At 38.8% G+C, this 20,883-nt stretch carries 20 protein-coding genes; 17 read left to right on the forward strand and 3 right to left on the reverse strand.

Annotated features, from left to right (window positions below):
- Positions 1–111 precede the first annotated feature (111 nt).
- Complete coding sequence (locus AC4G3N_RS09875; RefSeq protein WP_139892056.1) at positions 112–981, forward strand: AraC family transcriptional regulator; 870 nt, start codon at positions 112–114, stop codon at positions 979–981.
- Positions 982–1,051: 70 nt separating this feature from the next.
- Here the strand turns inward: AC4G3N_RS09875 and AC4G3N_RS09880 are convergent, their stop codons facing one another.
- Together AC4G3N_RS09880 and AC4G3N_RS09885 are read right to left on the reverse strand one after the other, a co-directional pair.
- Positions 1,052–2,701: a glutamine--tRNA ligase/YqeY domain fusion protein gene (locus AC4G3N_RS09880; protein WP_491090120.1), complete on the reverse strand. Its 1,650-nt coding sequence runs from the start codon at positions 2,699–2,701 to the stop codon at positions 1,052–1,054.
- 231 nt (positions 2,702–2,932) lie between these two features.
- On the reverse strand, positions 2,933–3,313 hold the full coding sequence (locus AC4G3N_RS09885) for a DUF4183 domain-containing protein (RefSeq protein WP_491090121.1): 381 nt from the start codon (positions 3,311–3,313) through the stop codon (positions 2,933–2,935).
- Positions 3,314–3,456: 143 nt separating this feature from the next.
- On the opposite strand from AC4G3N_RS09885, the gene AC4G3N_RS09890 reads away from it, so the two are divergent.
- The 6 genes from AC4G3N_RS09890 to AC4G3N_RS09915 all read left to right on the forward strand — a co-directional run bounded on the left by AC4G3N_RS09890 (position 3,457) and on the right by AC4G3N_RS09915 (position 9,798).
- Positions 3,457–3,810 (forward strand): DUF4183 domain-containing protein, encoded by a 354-nt coding sequence (locus AC4G3N_RS09890; protein ID WP_491090291.1) that lies wholly within the window; start codon positions 3,457–3,459, stop codon positions 3,808–3,810.
- A gap of 140 nt (positions 3,811–3,950) precedes the next feature.
- The gene (locus AC4G3N_RS09895; RefSeq protein ID WP_066109507.1) at positions 3,951–5,150 is read left to right on the forward strand and encodes a DEAD/DEAH box helicase; all 1,200 of its coding nucleotides are present in this window, start codon (positions 3,951–3,953) and stop codon (positions 5,148–5,150) included.
- Positions 5,151–5,272: 122 nt separating this feature from the next.
- Positions 5,273–5,650 (forward strand): YckD family protein, encoded by a 378-nt coding sequence (locus AC4G3N_RS09900; RefSeq protein ID WP_066109504.1) that lies wholly within the window; start codon positions 5,273–5,275, stop codon positions 5,648–5,650.
- Positions 5,651–5,943: 293 nt separating this feature from the next.
- Positions 5,944–8,253 carry a glycoside hydrolase family 65 protein gene (locus AC4G3N_RS09905; RefSeq protein ID WP_066109503.1) on the forward strand — a complete coding sequence of 770 codons (2,310 nt, stop codon included), beginning with the start codon at positions 5,944–5,946 and terminating at the stop codon, positions 8,251–8,253.
- Positions 8,250–8,918 (forward strand): beta-phosphoglucomutase, encoded by a 669-nt coding sequence (gene pgmB, locus AC4G3N_RS09910; RefSeq protein ID WP_066109500.1) that lies wholly within the window; start codon positions 8,250–8,252, stop codon positions 8,916–8,918. Before AC4G3N_RS09905 ends, pgmB begins: the two co-directional genes overlap by 4 nt.
- 316 nt (positions 8,919–9,234) lie before the next feature.
- On the forward strand, positions 9,235–9,798 hold the full coding sequence (locus tag AC4G3N_RS09915) for a site-specific integrase (protein ID WP_066109497.1): 564 nt from the start codon (positions 9,235–9,237) through the stop codon (positions 9,796–9,798).
- Between the two features lie 65 nt (positions 9,799–9,863).
- On the opposite strand, the gene AC4G3N_RS09920 is transcribed toward AC4G3N_RS09915, so the two are convergent.
- Complete coding sequence (locus tag AC4G3N_RS09920) at positions 9,864–10,514, reverse strand: universal stress protein (protein WP_066109492.1); 651 nt, start codon at positions 10,512–10,514, stop codon at positions 9,864–9,866.
- Between the two features lie 185 nt (positions 10,515–10,699).
- Here AC4G3N_RS09920 and AC4G3N_RS09925 point away from each other — a divergent pair, with 185 nt between their 5' ends.
- The 10 genes from AC4G3N_RS09925 (at position 10,700) to AC4G3N_RS09970 (ending at position 20,883) form a co-directional block, all read left to right on the forward strand.
- Positions 10,700–13,099 carry a Na+/H+ antiporter subunit A gene (locus AC4G3N_RS09925; RefSeq protein ID WP_491090122.1) on the forward strand — a complete coding sequence of 800 codons (2,400 nt, stop codon included), beginning with the start codon at positions 10,700–10,702 and terminating at the stop codon, positions 13,097–13,099.
- The gene (locus AC4G3N_RS09930) at positions 13,096–13,518 is read left to right on the forward strand and encodes a Na(+)/H(+) antiporter subunit B (RefSeq protein ID WP_066109486.1); all 423 of its coding nucleotides are present in this window, start codon (positions 13,096–13,098) and stop codon (positions 13,516–13,518) included. Before AC4G3N_RS09925 ends, AC4G3N_RS09930 begins: the two co-directional genes overlap by 4 nt.
- Positions 13,519–13,520: 2 nt before the next feature.
- Entirely contained in the window at positions 13,521–13,859 is a 339-nt protein-coding gene (locus AC4G3N_RS09935; protein ID WP_139892061.1) for a Na(+)/H(+) antiporter subunit C, read from the forward strand.
- Entirely contained in the window at positions 13,852–15,330 is a 1,479-nt protein-coding gene (locus AC4G3N_RS09940) for a Na+/H+ antiporter subunit D (RefSeq protein WP_066109479.1), read from the forward strand. The genes AC4G3N_RS09935 and AC4G3N_RS09940 overlap by 8 nt, the downstream gene beginning before the upstream one ends.
- Positions 15,331–15,363: 33 nt before the next feature.
- Positions 15,364–15,840 (forward strand): Na+/H+ antiporter subunit E, encoded by a 477-nt coding sequence (locus tag AC4G3N_RS09945; protein WP_139892062.1) that lies wholly within the window; start codon positions 15,364–15,366, stop codon positions 15,838–15,840.
- On the forward strand, positions 15,840–16,124 hold the full coding sequence (locus tag AC4G3N_RS09950) for a Na(+)/H(+) antiporter subunit F1 (RefSeq protein ID WP_066109471.1): 285 nt from the start codon (positions 15,840–15,842) through the stop codon (positions 16,122–16,124). The genes AC4G3N_RS09945 and AC4G3N_RS09950 overlap by 1 nt, the downstream gene beginning before the upstream one ends.
- Positions 16,102–16,455: a monovalent cation/H(+) antiporter subunit G gene (mnhG, locus tag AC4G3N_RS09955; RefSeq protein WP_217491087.1), complete on the forward strand. Its 354-nt coding sequence runs from the start codon at positions 16,102–16,104 to the stop codon at positions 16,453–16,455. Before AC4G3N_RS09950 ends, mnhG begins: the two co-directional genes overlap by 23 nt.
- A 152-nt stretch (positions 16,456–16,607) precedes the next feature.
- The gene (locus AC4G3N_RS09960; protein ID WP_139892063.1) at positions 16,608–18,797 is read left to right on the forward strand and encodes a DNA topoisomerase III; all 2,190 of its coding nucleotides are present in this window, start codon (positions 16,608–16,610) and stop codon (positions 18,795–18,797) included.
- Between the two features lie 391 nt (positions 18,798–19,188).
- Positions 19,189–19,386 carry a cold shock domain-containing protein gene (locus AC4G3N_RS09965; protein WP_066109465.1) on the forward strand — a complete coding sequence of 66 codons (198 nt, stop codon included), beginning with the start codon at positions 19,189–19,191 and terminating at the stop codon, positions 19,384–19,386.
- A gap of 141 nt (positions 19,387–19,527) precedes the next feature.
- A complete protein-coding gene (locus AC4G3N_RS09970; RefSeq protein WP_139892064.1) occupies positions 19,528–20,883 on the forward strand; it encodes an amino acid permease in 1,356 nt (451 codons plus the stop codon).

Consider the following 20,883-nt stretch of genomic DNA (forward strand, 5'->3'; position numbering starts at 1 on the left):
TTCACTGCCTCTCAATAATTAGTACTATAAGCATACTTGACTATTTTACCACATTCTATGAAAATATTGCTTAAAACATGGTAAAAAGTGCTCTTAAACAGGAGGAATATCATGCATGAATTCAATAGATGGCAATCAGAGAGAAGGGGAATCCTAAATCAGGAAATAAAAGTCTTTCACATTAAAGACCAAATTGTGAATGAATTCGAATATCATTATCATGATTTTAATAAAATCATCATCTTTATTAAAGGAAACGTCACTTATATGATAGAAGGAAAGGCTTATAAACTGAAGCCGTGGGATTTGCTCATCATAGGGCATGGACAAATCCATAAGCCTATTATTGACCCAACGGAAGAATATGAGCGTTTTATCATTTGGTTCGACCCAGCTATGGTTTCCAAACATAGCAGAGAAAATAGCAATTTATTGATGTGTTTTGATTTGGCTGCCCGTCGTGAAATTAATCTAATACGGATTACAGATAAGCCACTTGAAAAAATCAAAAGCATTGTTCAGGAATTAATAGAGACTGAACGGGAGGCTGCTTTTGGAGATGATATTTTAAAATCGGCTCTGTTAATGCAATTGCTGATTATTATTAATCGTATTTTTATTCATGATGAAGCAGCAGCGCATTCACAGGATATCCTTTTTGATAAAAATATAACAGAAGTCTTAACGTATATTAATCAACATTTAAATGAGGATCTTTCTATACAGGTATTAGCATCAAAATGTTTTTTGAGTAAGTATCATTTAATGAGAAAGTTTAAATCCTATACAGGGTACACGCTGCATCAGTATATCTTGCAGAAGAGATTATATCTAGCAAAATCGATGCTCTCGAAGGGGGAATCCATGACACATATTTCCCAAAGTGCAGGTTTTAATGATTATTCAACCTTTGTAAGGGCCTTTAAAAAGGAGTTTGGGCTGTCACCGAGGGAGTATTTAAAAGCAAGTAATTATGAATAAAAACCGATTCCATTTCAAATCAACATGACAAAGGACCGTGTATGACCACGGTCCTTCAGTGTTTATAGCCTTAGATTTTAAAGGAACTCTTCAGAGATACAATTAAGTTGAAGGTTAAATGTTCAGCTGTTGTATCCTTAGGGTCAACATTAAAGTACCCATGACGGAAGAATTGGAATTTCTCATTAGGTTGAACATCTTTCATATTTGGCTCAACAAAGCCGTTTTCAATAATTAATGAGTTAGGGTTTACATGATCAAGGAAGCTTCCGTCTTCCTCTGCTTCTTCATCAAGAATAAGCGGTTCATATAAGCGGAATTCAGCTGGAATAGCTTGTGTAGCTTCAACCCAGTGAATAGTTCCCTTTACTTTACGTCCAGTGAAACCAGTTCCACTCTTTGTTTCAGGGTCATAGGTACAACGAAGCTCTATCACATTGCCTTCCTCATCTTTAATAACTTCTTCACATTTGATGAAGTAAGCATGCTTCAGACGCACTTCATTTCCAGGGAATAGTCGGAAATATTTTTTTGGAGGATTCTCCATAAAGTCCTCTTGCTCAATATAGATTTCTCTTGAGAATGGAATTTGGCGAGTTCCCATCTCAGGATTTTCTGGATTGATTTCTGCATCAAGCATTTCAACTTGTCCTTCCGGATAGTTGGTGATAACCACCTTTAATGGTTTTAAGATTCCCATCGTTCTTGGTGCTTTTAATTTCAAATCTTCTCTTACGAAGTGCTCGAGCATTTTCTCATCCACAATTCCGCTTGTTTTAGCGACACCAATTTCTCGGCAGAAATTACGAATTGCTTCTGGAGTATAGCCTCTTCTTCGCAGACCGGAAATGGTAGGCATTCTTGGATCGTCCCAGCCATCTACATAGCCTTCCTCAACCAATTGTTTTAGCTTACGTTTACTCATAACTGTATTTGTTAAATTTAAACGGCCAAACTCATACTGTCTAGGTGTTCTTTCCATCTCACATTCTTTAATAACCCAGTCGTAAAGCGGACGCTGGTCTTCAAACTCCAACGTACAAATAGAGTGAGTAACACCCTCAATTGCATCCTCAATTGGATGGGCGAAAGCATACATAGGATAGATACACCATTTATCACCAGTGTTATGGTGAGTTGCATGAGCGATTCGGTAAATAACCGGGTCGCGCAAATTGATGTTTGGTGAACTCATATCAATTTTGGCACGAAGTACCTTTTCGCCATTGCCGAATTCACCATTACGCATACGTTTAAATAGCTCTAAATTCTCTTCTACAGAGCGGTTACGGTAGGGACTCTCTTTACCTGGTTCAGTTAAAGAACCGCGATATTCACGGATTTCGTCTGCGGTTAAATCGTCAACATAAGCCAATCCTTTTTCAATTAACAAGATGGCGCGATTATACATTTCTTCAAAGTAATCAGAGGCAAAGAAGAGGTTGTCCCAATCAAATCCAAGCCATTTGACATCTTCTTTAATAGATTCAACATACTCCGTATCTTCTTTTAACGGATTTGTATCATCAAAACGTAGATTTGTTTTTCCTTTGAATTCATCAGCAAGTTCAAAATTTAAAACGATAGATTTTGCATGTCCAATATGCAAATAACCATTTGGTTCAGGAGGGAAACGAGTAATAATTTGATCTGTTTTACCTGATTTTATATCATCAATAACGATGTTACGAATAAAATTTGACGTATTGTGCTCCACCATCTTCAACCTCTTTCGCATAAACTAGTAGTTTCATTCTAATGGAAATAATCCCATGTCGCAAGAAGCCTAAAAATAATTACATTTTCACTATTTGTGCGTTCTTCTAATATAGTAATTTTATTGTTTGTATTTAGTATAACTGTATTTACCTTTGCCAATACATCATATTGCTTAAAAAAGATAGCCTGGAGCAGGTATCCCAGGTTAATAAGGAATTAACCCCATTTTTGTTTATGTGTCGACATCCGTAATGGTAGTAGGTGTATAGTTGACAATTTCGAGCACAATTGGACTTCCAGCCAGAATAGACCCCGCTTCAGGAACGGTAATCACTACACTTCCTGCACCTGTAGCACCCGGTGTATAGACATAAATCCCATCCATTTGGAGTACGCCATTTATAAATAATTGAGTGGTAGTGTTATCTGGATTTAATGCAGGCAAGCCTGCTGGCGTATTTCCGGCATCATCAAAAAATTCAGCAGTATCAAGCGTAAGTGTAGCACCCCCGGCAACATCGCCTGTTACGACTGTAAAATACCTTGTAGATATAGGAGATACCGTAGTGGTAGTTGTAGCCTCAATAGCCAATTTCATAATTACTAAGGGCAAAATAAACACTCCTTTGTAACAGGTCATGCAAAATATCTTTATTCACTAAACTTTTAACCCTTGTGTATATATATATGAAAAAGGAATAAAAAGGTTTAATGAAACCATTTTGAGGTGAGGAGGTAACGAGGGAAGTGAAGCTAATGAGAAAAACGGATATCGATTGTTATAGTTATACCGCATCCTTACCAAAACCATTACTTATGCATCCAATGGTGGAGACAGAGACATATAGGTATAAAATTCCTAAAAAGGTCGAGTTATATGAATTTTATATGTATGCTAACGAAAATCAGCGTGTTTTCTCTTACTGTGATCAGGTGAACGAGTATCGAGATAGCAAAATACCTTCACCAGAAGATGTATCATATACGAATCTATTTATTAATGGAGTTTTGCAGCCGGCTAAAAATTATAAAGTGGTAAAAGATAAATTAATACTTAAAACAGTTGATTTATCGCCCGGAAAAAACCATTTTAATTTTTCAAATGGTTAAGGTTTAAAAACTAAATAAAAAAATGGCTTTACACGGAGAGACCTCTTTATTATGGGAGGAACCTCTCCTTTATTGATAATCATCGTTTGGCATATGTATAATAAGAATCATACAAGTATGTGTTTAGTTAGGAGAAATTAATGAATACAAATGATTCAATCGTCAATGAGTTAATAAATGGATTAAAAAAACAATGGGAATTATCCGGATTCAAAGAAGCAACTACAGTTCAGAAGGAGACCTTTGGTCCTATATATGAAGGAAAAGATGTTTTGGCAGAATCGCCGACAGGAACAGGAAAGACACTTGCTTATGTCCTGCCAATCTTAAATAAAATAAAAGCAGACGAACAAAAAGTACAGGCTGTTATTCTTGCTCCTTCAAGAGAGCTTGTTATGCAAATTTTTGAAGTTGTACAAGCATGGTCAAAAGAAACAGGTATTACGGCTGCTTCGTTTATCGGCGGTGCTAATCCGAAGCGTCAATTGGAAAAGCTGAAAAAGCATCCGCATGTTGTCATCGGAACACCAGGCAGACTAGAAGAACTGATTAAGCAGAAAAAGCTAAAGATGCATGAAGTGAAAACAATTGTGCTGGATGAAGGGGACCAACTAATGATCCCTGAGCATTTGCCAACTATTGGGACAATTATTAAAAGTACTATGAGAGACCGTCAGATAGTTTTGTTTTCAGCTACTTTGCCGGCTGGGTTAGAGGAAGAAGCCGAGCAATGGATGAATGACCCTGTTAAAGTACGGGTTAAAAAGGAAGATACCGTTCAATCAAAGGTGGATCATATTTATTTTGTCACTGAGGCGCGTGATAAAATAAATATTCTTGAAAAATTAGTTAAAATGCCTGAAATGCGTGCATTGGTTTTTGGAAAGGACATCGGAAATTTGGATGTGATGGCTTCAAAGCTTCGTTTCAAGGGAGTAGATTTAGGAGTTATTCATGGCGATTCCAAGAAAATAGAAAGAGAAGCGGCTATACGTGAGTTTCGTAGGCAGGAGTCAACTATATTACTTGCTACAGATGTGGCAGCAAGGGGCTTGGACATTAAAGGGCTGCCATTTGTAATCCATGTGGATTTCCCTGAAACGATTGCTCAATATGTGCATCGTTCAGGTAGGACTGGACGCCAGGGAGAAAGTGGAACGGTTATTTCAATTGTAACGGCTCGTGAAGAACGTGAATTAAAGAAATACGCTCGGGAACTGCATATTGAAGTTCAGAAAAAGGAACTGTTTAAAGGTAAAATTGTAGATCAGAGACCTGTATATAATCAAAATTCAAAGTCTATAAAGAAGAAACCGAATCCTAAAAGGTATAAAAAATAAAGAATGAAATGGGCTGGCTCTAATTAGAGTTCAGCCTTTTTTATTATAGGAAAACAGCATGCATAAATAATTAAAGTTGGTAAAAACTAGGGGCAGAAAATAAAGAAGGAGTGAAAATACTAATGAAAAAAATGTCTCTCTTGTTGATAATGGCATGTGTTTTGAGCTTTACCTCAATTGGTATATCCAATACCGTCGTACATGCGGCAGAAAATGGCGATAATCAAACAAAGCAAACAAGGCCAACTTTAACGGAACAACAGAAAGCAGAGCTTGCTGCGATGCATAAAGAAGTGATGGAAAAGGAAAAGGCTATTGTTGAAAAGTATGTTGAATTCGGTGTGATGTCTAAGCAGAATGCTGATATGTTAAAGAATCATATGGATAAAAGATTTGAAAGAATACAGGCAAACGGATATATTCCTCCACATCCTTTTGGAGGTACCCACCCTGGTAAGCCGCCGCATGAAAACAGTCCTGGGACTGAATCTAACGAATAATAAAGCATGAATAACCTCTAAGGAATAGAATTCTTTAGAGGTATTTTTATTTTTGAGTAATTATAGAAGAAAGGATAGTAGGGCATTAAAAAAGGCTTTTTATCCTACTATTCAAATTCACGTAGATGTAATAAATTTTAGATAAATTTTAGAATTTTTAATTTTATGCTTTCATAAGTTAATGAATCGGTTATAATGAGAATGTACTTTTATGCAACCGATTGCACAAACAGTAGAAGCCTATATATATTCTATTAAATAAATAATTGAGGGAAGATGGAAAGGGGTATTATATGAAAAGACTGTTCTCAATAGATCCGTGGAAAATTATTGAAGAAGAGTTACATAAAGAGGATTTTAGACTTGCTGAAAGTATGACAAGTCTTGGAAACGGGCATATGGGGTTAAGAGGTAATTTTGAAGAAACCTATACAGGTGATAGTCATAGAGGGACATATGTGGCAGGCGTTTGGTTTCCGGATAAAACCAGGGTTGGATGGTGGAAAAACGGTTATCCCGATTACTTTGGTAAAGTGATCAATACCATTAATTTTATCGGAATTCGTGTTTTTATTGGTGAGGAGGAAATTGACCTTAATAAAGTGGAAATGAGTAATTACCGCCGTGAACTCGATATGAAAAATGGTGTTCTTACGAGAAGCTTTACGGTCTCACAAGCTGGTAAAGAAACAGCTGTTGAGGTAGTACGCTATTTATCAATTGCAGAGAAGCAACTAGCGGTGATCAAGTATGCGGTTACACCAATTAACCATGATAGTGTGATTACCTTTATTCCTTATTTAGATGGTGAAGTTCGCAATGAAGATTCCAACTATGAAGAAGACTTCTGGAATTATATTTCCTCCAGCTCATCTGAGCTCATGGGTAATTTGGTTATGCAAACAAATGAAAACCCTTTCGGAACAGACAGATTTACAGTCTCTGCGACGATGGGTCTTGAAATCAATGGCAACACGGCCGATATCAAACCGTTCCAACACGAAGAATATGTAGATAATAAAATTGAAATTCCAACTGAAGAAGGTAAGACTGTTACGTTAACTAAATATGTGGGCATTACAACAGACCGTGATCATGCTTCAGAATTTTTAAGTGAAAAGGGTCTGGAAATTGTTAATACAGCTATGCAACAAGGCTATGAAGCTTGCTTAAAGGCACATTGCGATCGATGGGCAGAGCGCTGGGAGTTAGCAGACGTCCAAATTGATGGAGATATTGAAGCACAACAGGGAATCCGTTTTAATTTATTTCAGCTGTTTTCAACCTATTATGGAGAAGATGCCCGATTAAACATCGGACCTAAGGGATTCACAGGCGAGAAATATGGTGGTGCAACGTATTGGGATACTGAAGCATATGCGATTCCATTATATTTGGCAGCAGCTCAGCCTGAAGTGGCTCGCAATCTCTTAATCTATCGTCATAACCAGCTCGAAGGAGCCTATCTCAATGCTGAGAGACAAGGATTAAAAGGAGCATTATATCCAATGGTCACTTTCACAGGAGTGGAGTGCCATAATGAGTGGGAAATTACCTTTGAAGAAATCCACCGTAATGCAGCTATTGCCTATGCTATTTATAATTATGTGAATTATACAGGAGATAAGAGCTACCTTAACGAATATGGCATAGATGTGCTGGTCGGGATTTCGCGCTTTTGGGCAGACCGCGTCCATTATAATAAAATGAAAGATCAATATATGATTCATGGAGTAACCGGTCCAAATGAATACGAAAATAACGTCAATAATAACTGGTATACGAATACAATGGCAGCCTGGACTTTACGTTACACCCTTGAAGTTATTGGATATTTAAAAGAGAACGGGCATGAAGCGAGATTTTCAGATTTATATATGACAGACGATGAATTAAATAAATGGCAGGATATCATTGATAAAATGTACTATCCATTTGATGAGGAGAATCAAGTGTTTATTCAGCATGATACATTTATGGATAAGGATTTAATGCCTGCTTCGCAATTAAAGCCAGAAGACCGCCCGCTAAATCAAAAATGGTCCTGGGATAAAATTCTGCGCAGCTGCTTTATCAAGCAGGCGGATGTCCTGCAAGGGATTTATTTCCTGAATAATGAATATACACGTGAGGAAAAACGCCGAAACTTTGAATTCTATGAGCCAATGACCGTACATGAATCCTCTCTGTCTCCATGCATTCATGCGATACTTGCTGCTGAACTTGGACTGGAAGATAAAGCATATGAGATGTATACCAGAACAGCAAGGCTGGATCTGGATAACTATAACAATGACACGGAGGATGGCCTTCATATTACAAGTATGACAGGCTCCTGGTTAGGGATTGTACAAGGTTTTGCTGGCATGAAAACATTTAATGAGGAGCTGTCGTTTGCACCATTTATTCCGGCAGCATGGGACCGTTATAGCTTTAATATCAATTATAGAGATCATCATTTAACTATTGAAGTGAATAAAAACGAAGTGAGTATTTCACAAACTGGCCCGGTAATGAAACTCAAGGTTTACGACAGTGAATTTGAGTTGCCTGCTGATGGTGTTGTAAAAATACCGCTAATGAAGGAGGACACGGTCGCGTGAGTAAGGAATTAAAAGCGTTTATCTTTGATTTGGATGGTGTTATTACGGATACAGCAGAATATCATTATCTTGCCTGGAAACAGCTTGCCAGTGAATTGGGAATTGAGTTTACCAGAGCGGATAATGAAAGATTAAAGGGAATTTCTCGAATGGAATCCCTTGAAATCATTCTGGAAATTGGGAATAAGCAATCTTCCTATACGGTTGAAGAAAAAGAAAAACTGGCTGCGCAGAAAAATGAGCATTATATGGAGCTAATCAAGCAAATTACACCAAATGATAGTTTACCTGGCATTAAACAGCTATTGCTTGATATAAAAGCTGCCGGCTATAAGCTGGGTCTTGCTTCTGTTAGCAAAAATGCGCCGGCTGTGATGAACTCCTTACAGCTCAGTGACCAGTTTGATTATATGGTTGATGCGCGTACAATTAAGAGGGGTAAACCGGATCCGGAAATTTTCTTAAAAGCCGCTGAAAAGCTTGGTGTCCCTGCTGATGAATGCATTGGGATTGAGGACGCAGAAGCAGGAGTTGAAGCCATTAAGAGTGCTGGCATGTTTGCGGTCGGAATAGGCTCTAAAGAACAACTGGCTAAAGCGGATCTCCTATACAGCAATACATCTTACCTATCGCTGGATGAATTAATAAAGGAATATCAAAACTAAGCAATTTAAGTGCGTCCCAATTTTGGGGCGCTTTTTTTACTCTTTTTATTCCTAAGTAGCAATTAAATACTTCCTCGTTAGCCTGTATTCTAACAGATGGATATTACTACATAACATTGCTAATGAAATCCAGGGAGTGCTCCTGCAGGCCACTGCCAGAACCGCGAAAAGGGAGTAAATGGAGCTGCCTTACTTTAATAAAGCCTCTTTATAAAGCGTTTTAGATTAAAAAATCAAACAAGTCACTATATTTGTAATGTTACTTAATTTTTGATAATATCATAATTAAGTAACATTATAGTTAGGGGGTATTTCCTTGGAATACGTTGATCCCATAAAGGATATCCGCAAGATTACCGCAATAAAAAGGATTCTTAAAAAGCAATCCTTGCGTGATCTACTATTATTTGTTTTTGGAATTAATACTGGTCTCCGTGTCAGTGAACTGCTCTCTTTACGGGTGGGTGATATCTGGGAAGGCGGGAAGTTCAAGGAGTTCCTTTATATAAAAGATGCAAAGACTTCGGAAGAGAGGGCTTTTTACCTCAATCAAAATGTGAGAGAAGCTGCGAAACATTATTTAGAAACCTTTGATTTCTCTACGGATGATTATTTATTCAAATCCAAAAAAAATCAGCAGCCTATCTCAAGGCAACAGGCATACAGGATTATTAATTGTGCGGCTAAGGAAGTGGGGATACCGGGAAAAATCGGAACCCATACGTTACGGAAGACATTCGGTTATCATGCCTATCGAAAAGGGATTGCTATTTCAATCCTGATGAACATTTATCATCATCATAGTCCTGGTGAAACATTACGGTATTTGGGAATCGACAAAAATGAAAAACTTCCTGTCAAAGTTGATGTGAATCTATAGGTATAACAGACTCCAGTTTCCTTAGAAAAGAAAAAACCCCCACATTTTTTTGTGGAGGTGTCACATCATAAAGTTTCTTTGACATAGTTATCAGTCACGGTTACTTGCAGTGTTTTTTGGTTTTTCATAAATTTAAAGATACCAGTATTGAAATCAGTACCGATTTCTTTAAAGAAGATACCCTCAAATTCACTTTTCTTTGTATGTTCAAAGCTCAGCCGATAATGATTGTCTTCTTTTTCGAGATAGGCACGTACGCCTTTTTCGTAAAGGCCGTCTGGATCATCTCTCAATGCCCGGGCGACGGATATTATATGAATGTCAACAAATGGAATATCTCGCAACAAAGTATTTATAATCGAACCTTTAGCAATCTGTTCCCAACGGCTTTGTGCTGTTTGACCAAGGATGATCTGTGAAATTTGTTTTTCACGTGCGACATCCGCTATTACTTTTGCAAACGGTCGTTTCTCATTATCTTTCAAAATGAATTCCTCTGCTTCCAATTCCTCGGCGAGCTGACGCCATCTCTCAATACTTTCGGATTTCTCAGCGTCTAGTTCATCAAAAGGACTTGGGTCCACTGTCAAGATATATAGGGGACAATCCAACATGTTGGCGATTTTACTGCCACGCTGGATCAAGCGATCACCATTGGGGCCGTAATAGACACACACAAGGATGCTTTCGTCCATTCGGCTTTTGCATTTTTTCATTAAAAGTTCACCTCTAAATAGATGGTAGTTCATTGGACTATTACGAATATAGCCCATGCCAGATTTTCAGTCAATTATTATTACACAAAATAGAGTAAATATTTCTAATATAAAAAGGGTCCGTTGGATATATCGTCACTTTTGTGTGTGCGTACAGTATTCTATGATGAAGGGAGCGCGAGGACATGATTAATTTAATGATTTTATTACCGTTTTTCTTTGCGGTTCTGATACCTTTCCTCTATAGTATGTTCAATAAAAAATTACATATAGGCTGGTTTGTTCTTTTTTTGCCGGTCATCATCTTTATCTCCTTATTACAGTATATCCCAATTACAACGACTGGGAATACATTGACCAGTGAATTTAAATGGCTGCCATCATTCGGGATTAATTTCACAGCTTATGTCGACGGATTGTCCCTCTTATTCGGTTTGTTAATCACAGGTGTCGGATCGCTTGTCATTTTGTACTCGATTTTCTATATGTCCAGGGCTCGGGAGGAGCTGCATAGCTTTTATGTATATCTGATGTTGTTTATGGGGGCCATGCTTGGAGTCGTTTTCTCGGATAATGTTGTCGTCCTTTACGTGTTCTGGGAACTGACCAGTATTTCATCTTTCTTGTTGATTGCTTATTGGTACCAACGGAAAAAATCGAGAGAAGGAGCACGGAAGTCGATGCTAATCACCATTTTCGGTGGATTATCTATGTTGGCCGGGTTGTTGCTCCTTTCCATCATTACCGATACATATAGCATCCGTGAAATGATCTCCCAAGCTAAATCATTGCCGGAGAATGTCCTCTTTTTACCTGCGATGATTTTAATTTTACTGGGAGCTTTCACTAAATCAGCTCAGTTTCCGTTTAGTCTTTGGCTACCTGATGCGATGGAGGCACCGACACCAATCAGTGCTTACCTCCATTCGGCTACAATGGTCAAAGCCGGCATCTATTTGGTGGCTAGGTTAACCCCTTTGTTTGGCGGTGATGCAGTTTGGTTCTGGACGGTATCCTTGGTCGGAATTGTAACTTTATTATACGGATCCTGGAATGCAGTTCGTCAGAAAGATCTAAAGGCCTTGCTCGCTTATTCGACAATTAGTCAGCTCGGTTTGATCATGAGTCTACTAGGATTGGGGTCTGCTGCCATTTATTTTGGCTATGGCGATGAATCGAAAGTATATGCAATCGCTATTATGGCGGCTGTATTCCATTTGGTTAACCATTCAACCTTTAAGGGAAGTCTGTTCATGGTTGTCGGAATCATTGACCATGAGACAGGAACCCGGAATCTGCAAAGGCTGGGTGGGTTAATGAGCCTCATGCCGATTTCTTTCACGATCACTATGATTGGAAGTTTCTCTATGGCAGGATTACCGCCATTCAATGGCTTTTTGAGTAAAGAAATGTTTTTTACCGGCGTGGTGAATGCTTCAGGGATGGATATTTTCGGGATGGAAAAGTTCGGCATGATATTCCCTGTTGTTGCTTGGATAGCAAGTATCCTAACGTTCGTCTACTGTATGATTATGGTCTTTAAGACGTTCACTGGAGAACATAAACCTGAGATGCTGTCAAAGGCTGCTCATGAACCACCTGTCGGTATGCTGATTCCGCCTGCTATATTGGCGATGTTTGTAGTCCTGATATTCTTCTTCCCCAACATTTTGGCAAAATACATTTTAGATCCTGCCCTTATATCAATCTTGCCGGATTATGAGGCAGCAGGAGGGTTGGGTAAGGAGATTAGTGCTTGGCATGGTTTTAATACAGAATTATTGATGACAATCGGTGTCGTATTAGTTGGCCTATTGCTATACAAGCTGCTGCCTAAGTGGATCAGGGTATTCAGCTGGTATCCGCAAAGCCTGACGTTTAACAATATATACAATGAGTCTTTGCTGCTTATGGAATCGATATCTGCTTATGCAACGAAGAAGTACATGACTGGATATACACGTGATTATCTAGTTTATATTTTTGCGTTTTTTATTTTCATTGTTGGTGGTTCTCTGTGGCTGTTCAACGGTTTTGCTTTCGATATGTCTAAGGATTCACCGGTGAGCATTTATGAAGCTGTGATGGTCATTGGTATGGTGGTGACCGCTTTAATCGCACTGTTTTCCCAGTATCGACTGACATCGATTATTGCTGTTGGTGCCCTTGGATATCTAGTGTCTATTCTTTTCGTTATTTTTCAGGCACCGGATCTGGCGCTGACGCAATTGGTTGTGGAAACAGTGACAGTCGCTTTATTCCTGCTGTGCTTCTATCATTTGCCAGAGTTTCGAAAAGAAGTAAGTAAAGTTCGTTTCAAATTCACCAATATGTTGATTTCAGTTGGAGTGGGGTTGACGGTAACACTATTGGCCCTTTCCGCCAATGGAACCCGTTTGTTTGAAACGATTTCTGGGTATTTCGAAGATTCCTATACGCTTGCCGGAGCTAAAAATATAGTGAACGCGACCTTGGTTGACTTCAGGGGACTTGATACGATGGTCGAAGTGGCGGTCCTGTGTATTGCGGGATTGGCTGTCTTTACATTAATCAAGGTCAATGTTACAGGGAGGGATAAAAAATGAAGCCTAATGATATTTTATTGACGGCCGTAACAAAAGTTGCAGTATTGATTATCCTCACCTTTTCCATTGATTTGTTCTTCTCGGGGCATCACAACCCTGGAGGAGGATTTATCGGAGGGTTGGGAATTGCCAGTGCACTTGTACTCATGTATTTGACGCTTGGGACGGAAGCGGTCAATAAGATTATTCCTGTGGATTTTAAAACAGTGGCAGCGATCGGTGTACTGATTGCAATTCTTACGGGTGTCGGTTCATTTCTGTTCGGTGTTCCCTTTCTTTCCCAAACGTATGGTTATGTAGATTTTCCGATTTTAGGTAAAACGGAACTAGCTACCGCTCTTATATTTGACACTGGTGTAGCGTTAGCTGTCATTGGTTCAGCTGTGACAATCATCCTGAGCATAAGTGAGGATCGATAATTATGGAAACAGTTATGTCTATACTTGTAGGTATTTTTTTCACAATTGGAACATATATGGTCCTATCCAAAAGCCTGCTGAGAATCATTCTTGGGACTTCGGTGATCGGCCACGCTGTCAATCTTTTAATCTTAACAATGGGGGGATTAAAGACCGGGGGTCCGCCATTGTTAGGATTGAAAAGCACTTCCTTTACAGACGGGCTGCCACAGGCGCTCATCCTGACAGCGATTGTTATTAACTTTGCAGTTACAGGTCTTTTTCTGGTGGTTGCCTATCGTAGTTACCGAGTCTTGGGAACTGACGATTTGAATGAATTAAGGGGAAATGAAGATGAATAATATAATCATTCTGCCGGTCATTATTCCGCTTATCGCGGGACTTATCATGGTCATATTCAGAAAAAACTTATATGCGCAAAGATCAATTGCTCTTCTGGCAATTCTAGCCACGGGAATGGTTTCAGTGCTAATGGCTATGAAAGTAAAGGTGGAGGGAATACAGGTTCTGCAGGCAGGGGGATGGGCGGCCCCTTATGGAATTAGCCTTGTCGCCGATATGTTTGCGGTCATTCTGTTGATTATAACGGCATTTGTGTCTTTCTGTTGTTTGCTTTACGCCTTTTACACAATTGGAAAGATAAGAGAGAAAAATTTCTTCTATCCATTGTTCCTGTTTATGATCAGCGGTGTGAACGGATCTTTTTTGACCGGAGATATCTTCAATCTATTTGTCTTTTTCGAACTGATGCTGATTTCCTCCTATGCATTGATTACACTTGGCGGGGAGAAAAAACAGCTCAGGGAATCAATCAAATATATATTGATTAATGTCATGTCATCCTTCTTTTTCCTTGTGTCCGTTGCCTACCTATATGCTGTAACAGGTACGTTGAATATGGCGCATCTGTCTGTCCGTGTTGCGGAAGCGGGACAAAATGGGCTGCTGACGACCGTTGCGATTTTACTGCTCATGGTTTTCAGCCTGAAGGCCGGTCTCTTGCTATTTCATTGGTTACCAGGATCATATAGTGTTCCACCTACAGCGGTGGCAGCAATCTTTGCGGCTTTGCTCACCAAGGTTGGAATTTATGCTATTTTCCGTATGTTTACATTGATTTTCTATCATCAACCGGAAATCACCCACTTGTTGATCGGAATCCTAGGGGCAGCGACAATGTTACTCGGAGCAATCGGTGCGGTCTCGAGATGGGATATAGAAGGAATTTTGACCTACAATGTTATCATTTCTGTCGGTTTGATTATGGCCGGACTTGCTGCTTTCACCACAGGCAGCATCACAGGTTCCATTTTTTATCTTGTGCATGACATCAATGTGAAAGCACTGATTTTTCTAATCGGCGGTACAGTTATTTACCTAACTGGCACTGCTAAATTAAAGGAAATCAGCGGCTTGATCCGGACTCATCCGTTTCTTGGCTGGATGTTCTTTGTCGCAGCCTTGGCGTTGGCAGGTATCCCACCTTTCAGTGGTTTCCTCGGGAAGATGCTGATTACAAAAGGTACCTTTGAAGCCGGAGATTATTGGCTGGGGGCAATTGGATTACTATCAAGCTTGTTAGTGCTATATTCTGTTATGAAAATCTTCATGAATGCATTCTGGGGTGAGACAAACCTAAGTGAAGAAATGGAGAAAGGGACAACAAGAGGGGTTATTATACCAATTACGCTTTTGACGGCTGCAACAATTTTTCTGGGATTGGGTGGAGAAATAATCTCATCTTATATCCAGTTGGCTGCCGAAGGCTTGATGAACCCTGATTTATATATCGATGCGGTTTTAGGAGAATAGTAGCTAGTCTATAAACAAAAAGGGGTGGTCGTTGTGCCCGTTCAAGTCTTGCTTAATATATTCATTGGTTTCTTATGGATGCTCTTGCAGGATAAATGGAGTTTCCCTTCGTTCTTTGCCGGATATCTAGTGGGAATCGTTATTTTGTTTTTTGTGCGTCGCTTTTTCAATAAATCCTTCTACATGGGGACATTTCTCTCTATATTAAAGTTGCTATTTGTATTTCTTAAAGAGCTCGTTTCTTCTACGGTGCTTGTTCTGAGGCAGGTCACACGTAAAAAAATAGATGTTCAGCCGGCGGTTTTTGCCTTAAAGACAGATCTGAATGGAGATTGGGAAATACCAATGTTGGCTTTGCTATTATCGCTGACACCAGGCTCCGTGGTATTGGAGATTTCGCCGGACAACAAAACATTCTATATTCATGCCATGGACTACAAAGAATCTAAACAAGCGATTATTCAGGCAAAAATGAGCTTTGAAAAGGCGATTAAGGAGGTTACACGATAATGTTTGAAAAAGCCATGACTGTAGCGCTATTCATTTTAACGTTATCCATTCTCATTTCCATCTATCGCCTCTATAAAGGTCCATCCATGCCAGACAGGGTTATGGCACTGGATTCAATTGGAATCCACTTAATTTCAGGTGTGGCTATTTTTTCTGTACTGTTCAAATCCCATGCCTTCTTGGACATCATATTGTTGTTAGGGATCCTTTCTTTTATCGGGACTATCGCGTTTGCGAGATTCATAGAAAGGGGTGTGGTCATTGAACGTGGAAATGATAAGTGAGTGGATTGCTGCTGTCTGTATTCTTACGGGGACAATCTTAACGCTTCTAAGTGGTGTTGGGCTGATTAGGCTTCCGGATGTTTATACACGATCACATGCAGCTTCAAAAAGTACAACACTTGGAGTACTATTCATCCTTCTGGGAGCATTTCTGTTTTTTTTAATTGGTGAAGGATATGTTAGTATACGGCTGCTTCTCGGAATATTCTTTGTATTCCTGACTGCTCCGGTAGCAGGCCATATCATCTGCCGGGCAGCTTATCGCTCAAACGTAAAACTTACCGACCGTACAGTCCGTGATGATTTGAAGAAATTATTGAAGTCTAAATGAAAGATAGTTGAACTGCCCACTAAAGGTTAGACTAAATCTAACTTTTATGGGGCAGTTTTAATTTGGAAAAAAAGCGATAGGATGTCTATTCAATTCAAACATTGAAACTATGGTATATTGACAGTACATAGTTAGTAAAGGAGTTTAGAAATATGGCAAAAAGTGTAGTCATTGCTGAAAAACCTTCCGTTGCCCGTGATATTGCGAATGTACTGAAATGTACAAAGAAGGGCAATGGATTTTTCGAAGGAAACAAATATATAGTTACTTGGGCATTAGGGCATTTAGTTACTTTAGCTGATCCTGAAGCTTATGATAATAAATATAAAACATGGAATCTAGAAGATCTTCCTATGCTTCCAGAACGTATGAAATTAGTTGTCATTAAACAAACTGGAAAACAGTTTAATGCTGTAAAAGCACAATTAAGTCGCAGTGATGTGAATGAAATAATTGTGGCTACTGATGCGGGAAGGGAAGGAGAATTAGTTGCACGTTGGATTATTGATAAAGCAAAAGTCAATAAGCCAATCAAGCGCCTATGGATATCTTCTGTAACAGATAAAGCGATAAAAGACGGATTTAATAACTTAAAACCTGGTAAATCGTATGAAAATTTATATGCTTCCGCAGTAGCACGCTCAGAAGCAGACTGGTATATCGGTTTAAATGCAAGTCGTGCATTAACAACTAAATTTAATGCACAATTAAATTGTGGTCGCGTCCAAACACCAACAGTTGCTATGGTAGCGGCACGTGAAGATGAAATCAAAAACTTTAAACCGCAAACTTATTATGGTATTGAAGCGCAAGCTGATGGGCTTAAATTAACATGGCAAGATGTGAATGGTAATAGCCGCAGCTTTAATAAAGAAAAAATAGATGCAATTGTTAAATCGCTTGGATATAAAGATGCGAATGTAGTTTCTATTGAACGCAAAGCAAAGAAAAACTTTTCACCTGCCTTATATGATTTAACAGAACTTCAACGTGATGCTAATAAGATCTTTGGCTATTCAGCTAAAGAAACACTGAATATTATGCAGAAACTATATGAACAACATAAAGTACTAACATATCCACGTACTGATTCACGCTATATATCATCTGATATTGTCAGCACCATTCCAGAGCGCTTAAAGGCAATCGGCGGTAATGAGTATCGTAAGTTAGTAACTAAGATTATAAATAAGCCTATTAAGGCGACGAAGGCCTTTGTTGACGACAGTAAAGTCAGCGACCACCATGCCATCATTCCAACGGAAGGCTTCGTTAATTATGCTGCCTTTAATGATAAGGAACGTAAAATTTATGATTTGGTCGTGAAGCGGTTTCTCGCTGTTCTATTTCCGGCCCATGAATTCGAGCAATTAACAGTCCATGCGAAGATTGGCCCAGAGTCCTTTATCGCCCGTGGTAAAACAGTGATTCAGCCAGGCTGGAAGGAAGTCTATAACAATCGTTTTGAGGAAGAGGAATCTGGCGATGAGGTGAAGGAACAGTTACTTCCGAAAATCAATAAGGGTGACAAATTAGCAATTACGATAATATCGCAAACTTCAGGTCAAACTAAGCCACCTGCGCGTTTTACAGAGGCTACTTTACTGTCAGCGATGGAAAACCCTACGAAGTACATGGAAACAAAAGATAAAAAGCTTGTAGATACGATAAAGATAACTGGCGGGCTTGGTACAGTTGCAACCCGTGCAGATATTATAGATAAATTATTCAATTCATTCTTAATCGAAAAACGTGGTGGAAAAGATATATATATTACTTCTAAAGGACGCCAGTTACTTAATTTAGTACCGGAAGAATTGAAGTCGCCAACTACAACAGCAGAGTGGGAACAAAAACTTGAGCTAATCGCTAAAGGGAAAATGAAAAAGGCTGTGTTCATTAATGAGATGAAAGAGCATACAAAAGAAATTGTGGCAGAAATTAAAGCCAGCAATAAAAAGTATAAGCACGACAATATCTCCACAAAATCCTGCCCAGAATGCGGGAAACCAATGTTAGAAGTAAACGGAAAGAAAGGCAAAATGCTTGTCTGCCAAGATCGCGAATGTGGTCATAGAAAGAACGTGTCACGTGTCACTAATGCACGATGCCCTCAATGCAAAAAGAAAATGGAACTCCGTGGCGAAGGTCAGGGACAAATATTTACCTGTAAATGTGGATACCGTGAAAAATTATCTGCTTTTGAAGAGAGACGTAAAAAAGAGTCTGGCGGAAAAGTGGATAAACGAACTGTACAAAAGTACCTGAAACAGCAAGAAAAGGAAACGGAGCCTATCAACAATCCATTTGCTGATTTATTAAAAGGAATGAAATTTGACTAGAGAATTAAGTTAATTTTTCAAAAACAAAAATGCCTATCCTAATTTTAGAGGATAGGCGTTTTTGTTAAAAATCAGGAGACTGATGAAGATCAAGTGGTACCAGATGAATTAACGAGCCTTTACGAAGAAGACAGTTCAAAAGTTTCATTTTGTATTGATAAAGAAGATACAAATTATATTTTTACCCTATATTGGAATAACCATCACATTTTGGATTAGTTTGATTTGTTTAAATTGTTTGTTAATTAGTAAGCTGTATGTTACAATAAAACAGCAAAAAGGTTTGAAGATCAAAAAAATTTTTACAGTCTTTAAGTACATGCTTAGACAGAAAAGGTTTTTCTGGTTTTCTACTTTTAAAATTTTCACTAAAAGTTAGGGGGCCAAAAAAATGGTCGGAAAAGTAAAATGGTTTAATGCAGAAAAAGGTTTTGGTTTTATCGAGCGTGAAGATGGTGACGATGTATTCGTACACTTCTCTGCTATTCAAGGTGAAGGATTCAAAACTCTTGAAGAAGGTCAAGAAGTTGAATTCGAAATCGTTGATGGAAATCGCGGACCACAAGCTGCTAATGTAGAGCGTATCTAATTAAATTTAAAACCATCGGGTACAATCCTTTTCGGATTGTACCCTTTTTATATTGGCAAGCAAATAAAGCATAAGTTTCGCCTGGATGGAGCAGATTAATTGAGGATACAGTCTGATATAAATCAAAGGGCGGAATAGGATATGAAAAAAGCAGCAGCGACAAAAAATCAAGAAAAGAAAAAACTGCAATGGTGGCAGCTTTCCCTTATAGGGATAGGCTGTACAATTGGAACCGGCTTTTTCTTAGGTTCCGGATTAGGAATCAGGCTTGCCGGCCCATCAATATTAATTGCGTTTATACTTGCCGCTTGTACGACATATATCGTATATGAAGCTTTAGCAAAGATGACGGAAAAAGATCCTCAAAAAGGGTCTTTTCGTACATACTCCCGTAAGGCGTTTGGACGTTCTTTTGGGTTCTTAAATGGGTGGGTTTACTGGTTTTCAGAAATGCTTATAATGGGAAGCCAATTAACAGCCCTGTCTCTATTTTCTAGGTTTTGGTTTCCTGAATTTCCTTTATGGATATTTGCAGCCATCTACGGAGCACTTGGACTGATTGTTATTATTATTGGGGCAAAGCTGTTTGAACCGATGGAGAATGTCAGTGCAATCGTTAAAGTATCCGCAATTTTAATGTTTGTCATTATCGTGATCCTTGGCTTGTGTGGTGTGATTGATGGAAAAGAAACACTTGATTTTCCTTCAACGGTTAAGGAGGTTTTTCCTACAGATTGGAAGAAAACTTGGTCATCTCTCGTTTTTGCTTTTTTTGCCTTTGGAGGTATTGAAGTTCTGGGTATTATGTCTATGCGATTAGAGAAAAAAGAGGATGCTCCAAAAGCAGGGAGAGTCATGATTCTAGCATTAACCGTCATTTACATCATATCCCTAGGCTTAGTCGTAATGCTGTTGCCATGGGATAAGGTTAATCTAAAAGAAAGCCCGTTTTTAACGGTCTTGAGTTATTATCCATTTAGGTTCATTATGCATCTTTTTAATGGAGCTTTGATAATTGCCGGTTTTTCAACAATGTCGGCTTCACTTTTTTCTGTTGCAAATATGCTGACGACCTTAGCTGAGGATCGAGATGCCCCGAAAATATTGGGAAAAAAAGGGAAGTTCGCAATCCCTCTGCCTGCTTTTGCTGTAACAGTGACTGGTTTGCTAATCTCTATCGTTCTGTCGAGAGTGATGCCGGATAAGGTCTATGAATACTTTACGACTGGTGCGAGTTTACTCATCCTTTACAATTGGATATTAATCCTGTTGACGTATTCCAAGCTTGCTGACCTAAAAACAAAGGATAAAATAAAACGAACTATAGGGCTTGGGCTTATTTTGCTGGCTATTGTTGGGACGGTCATTGAAAAGGACACGAGAATGGGCTTTTTCGTAAGTCTAGCTTTTGTTTCTTTTGTAAGCCTGATTACAATTATTATGGCTATTATTCGAAAACGAAAACGGCCTTTAACAAGGCGAAGAATCCATAACTAA

The organism is Bacillus sp. z50 (assembly GCF_058313585.1).

Coding starts and splice junctions, on each gene's coding strand:
- AC4G3N_RS09875 (WP_139892056.1), top strand. CDS start 112: ATGCATGAATTCAATAGATGGCAATCAGAGAGAAGGGGAATCCTAAAT.
- AC4G3N_RS09880 (WP_491090120.1), bottom strand. CDS start 2,701: ATGGTGGAGCACAATACGTCAAATTTTATTCGTAACATCGTTATTGAT.
- AC4G3N_RS09890 (WP_491090291.1), top strand. CDS start 3,457: ATGAGAAAAACGGATATCGATTGTTATAGTTATACCGCATCCTTACCA.
- AC4G3N_RS09895 (WP_066109507.1), top strand. CDS start 3,951: ATGAATACAAATGATTCAATCGTCAATGAGTTAATAAATGGATTAAAA.
- AC4G3N_RS09900 (WP_066109504.1), top strand. CDS start 5,273: ATGAAAAAAATGTCTCTCTTGTTGATAATGGCATGTGTTTTGAGCTTT.
- AC4G3N_RS09905 (WP_066109503.1), top strand. CDS start 5,944: ATGAAAAGACTGTTCTCAATAGATCCGTGGAAAATTATTGAAGAAGAG.
- AC4G3N_RS09920 (WP_066109492.1), bottom strand. CDS start 10,514: ATGAAAAAATGCAAAAGCCGAATGGACGAAAGCATCCTTGTGTGTGTC.
- AC4G3N_RS09925 (WP_491090122.1), top strand. CDS start 10,700: ATGATTAATTTAATGATTTTATTACCGTTTTTCTTTGCGGTTCTGATA.
- AC4G3N_RS09930 (WP_066109486.1), top strand. CDS start 13,096: ATGAAGCCTAATGATATTTTATTGACGGCCGTAACAAAAGTTGCAGTA.
- AC4G3N_RS09935 (WP_139892061.1), top strand. CDS start 13,521: ATGGAAACAGTTATGTCTATACTTGTAGGTATTTTTTTCACAATTGGA.
- AC4G3N_RS09940 (WP_066109479.1), top strand. CDS start 13,852: ATGAATAATATAATCATTCTGCCGGTCATTATTCCGCTTATCGCGGGA.
- AC4G3N_RS09950 (WP_066109471.1), top strand. CDS start 15,840: ATGTTTGAAAAAGCCATGACTGTAGCGCTATTCATTTTAACGTTATCC.
- AC4G3N_RS09960 (WP_139892063.1), top strand. CDS start 16,608: ATGGCAAAAAGTGTAGTCATTGCTGAAAAACCTTCCGTTGCCCGTGAT.
- AC4G3N_RS09965 (WP_066109465.1), top strand. CDS start 19,189: ATGGTCGGAAAAGTAAAATGGTTTAATGCAGAAAAAGGTTTTGGTTTT.
- AC4G3N_RS09970 (WP_139892064.1), top strand. CDS start 19,528: ATGAAAAAAGCAGCAGCGACAAAAAATCAAGAAAAGAAAAAACTGCAA.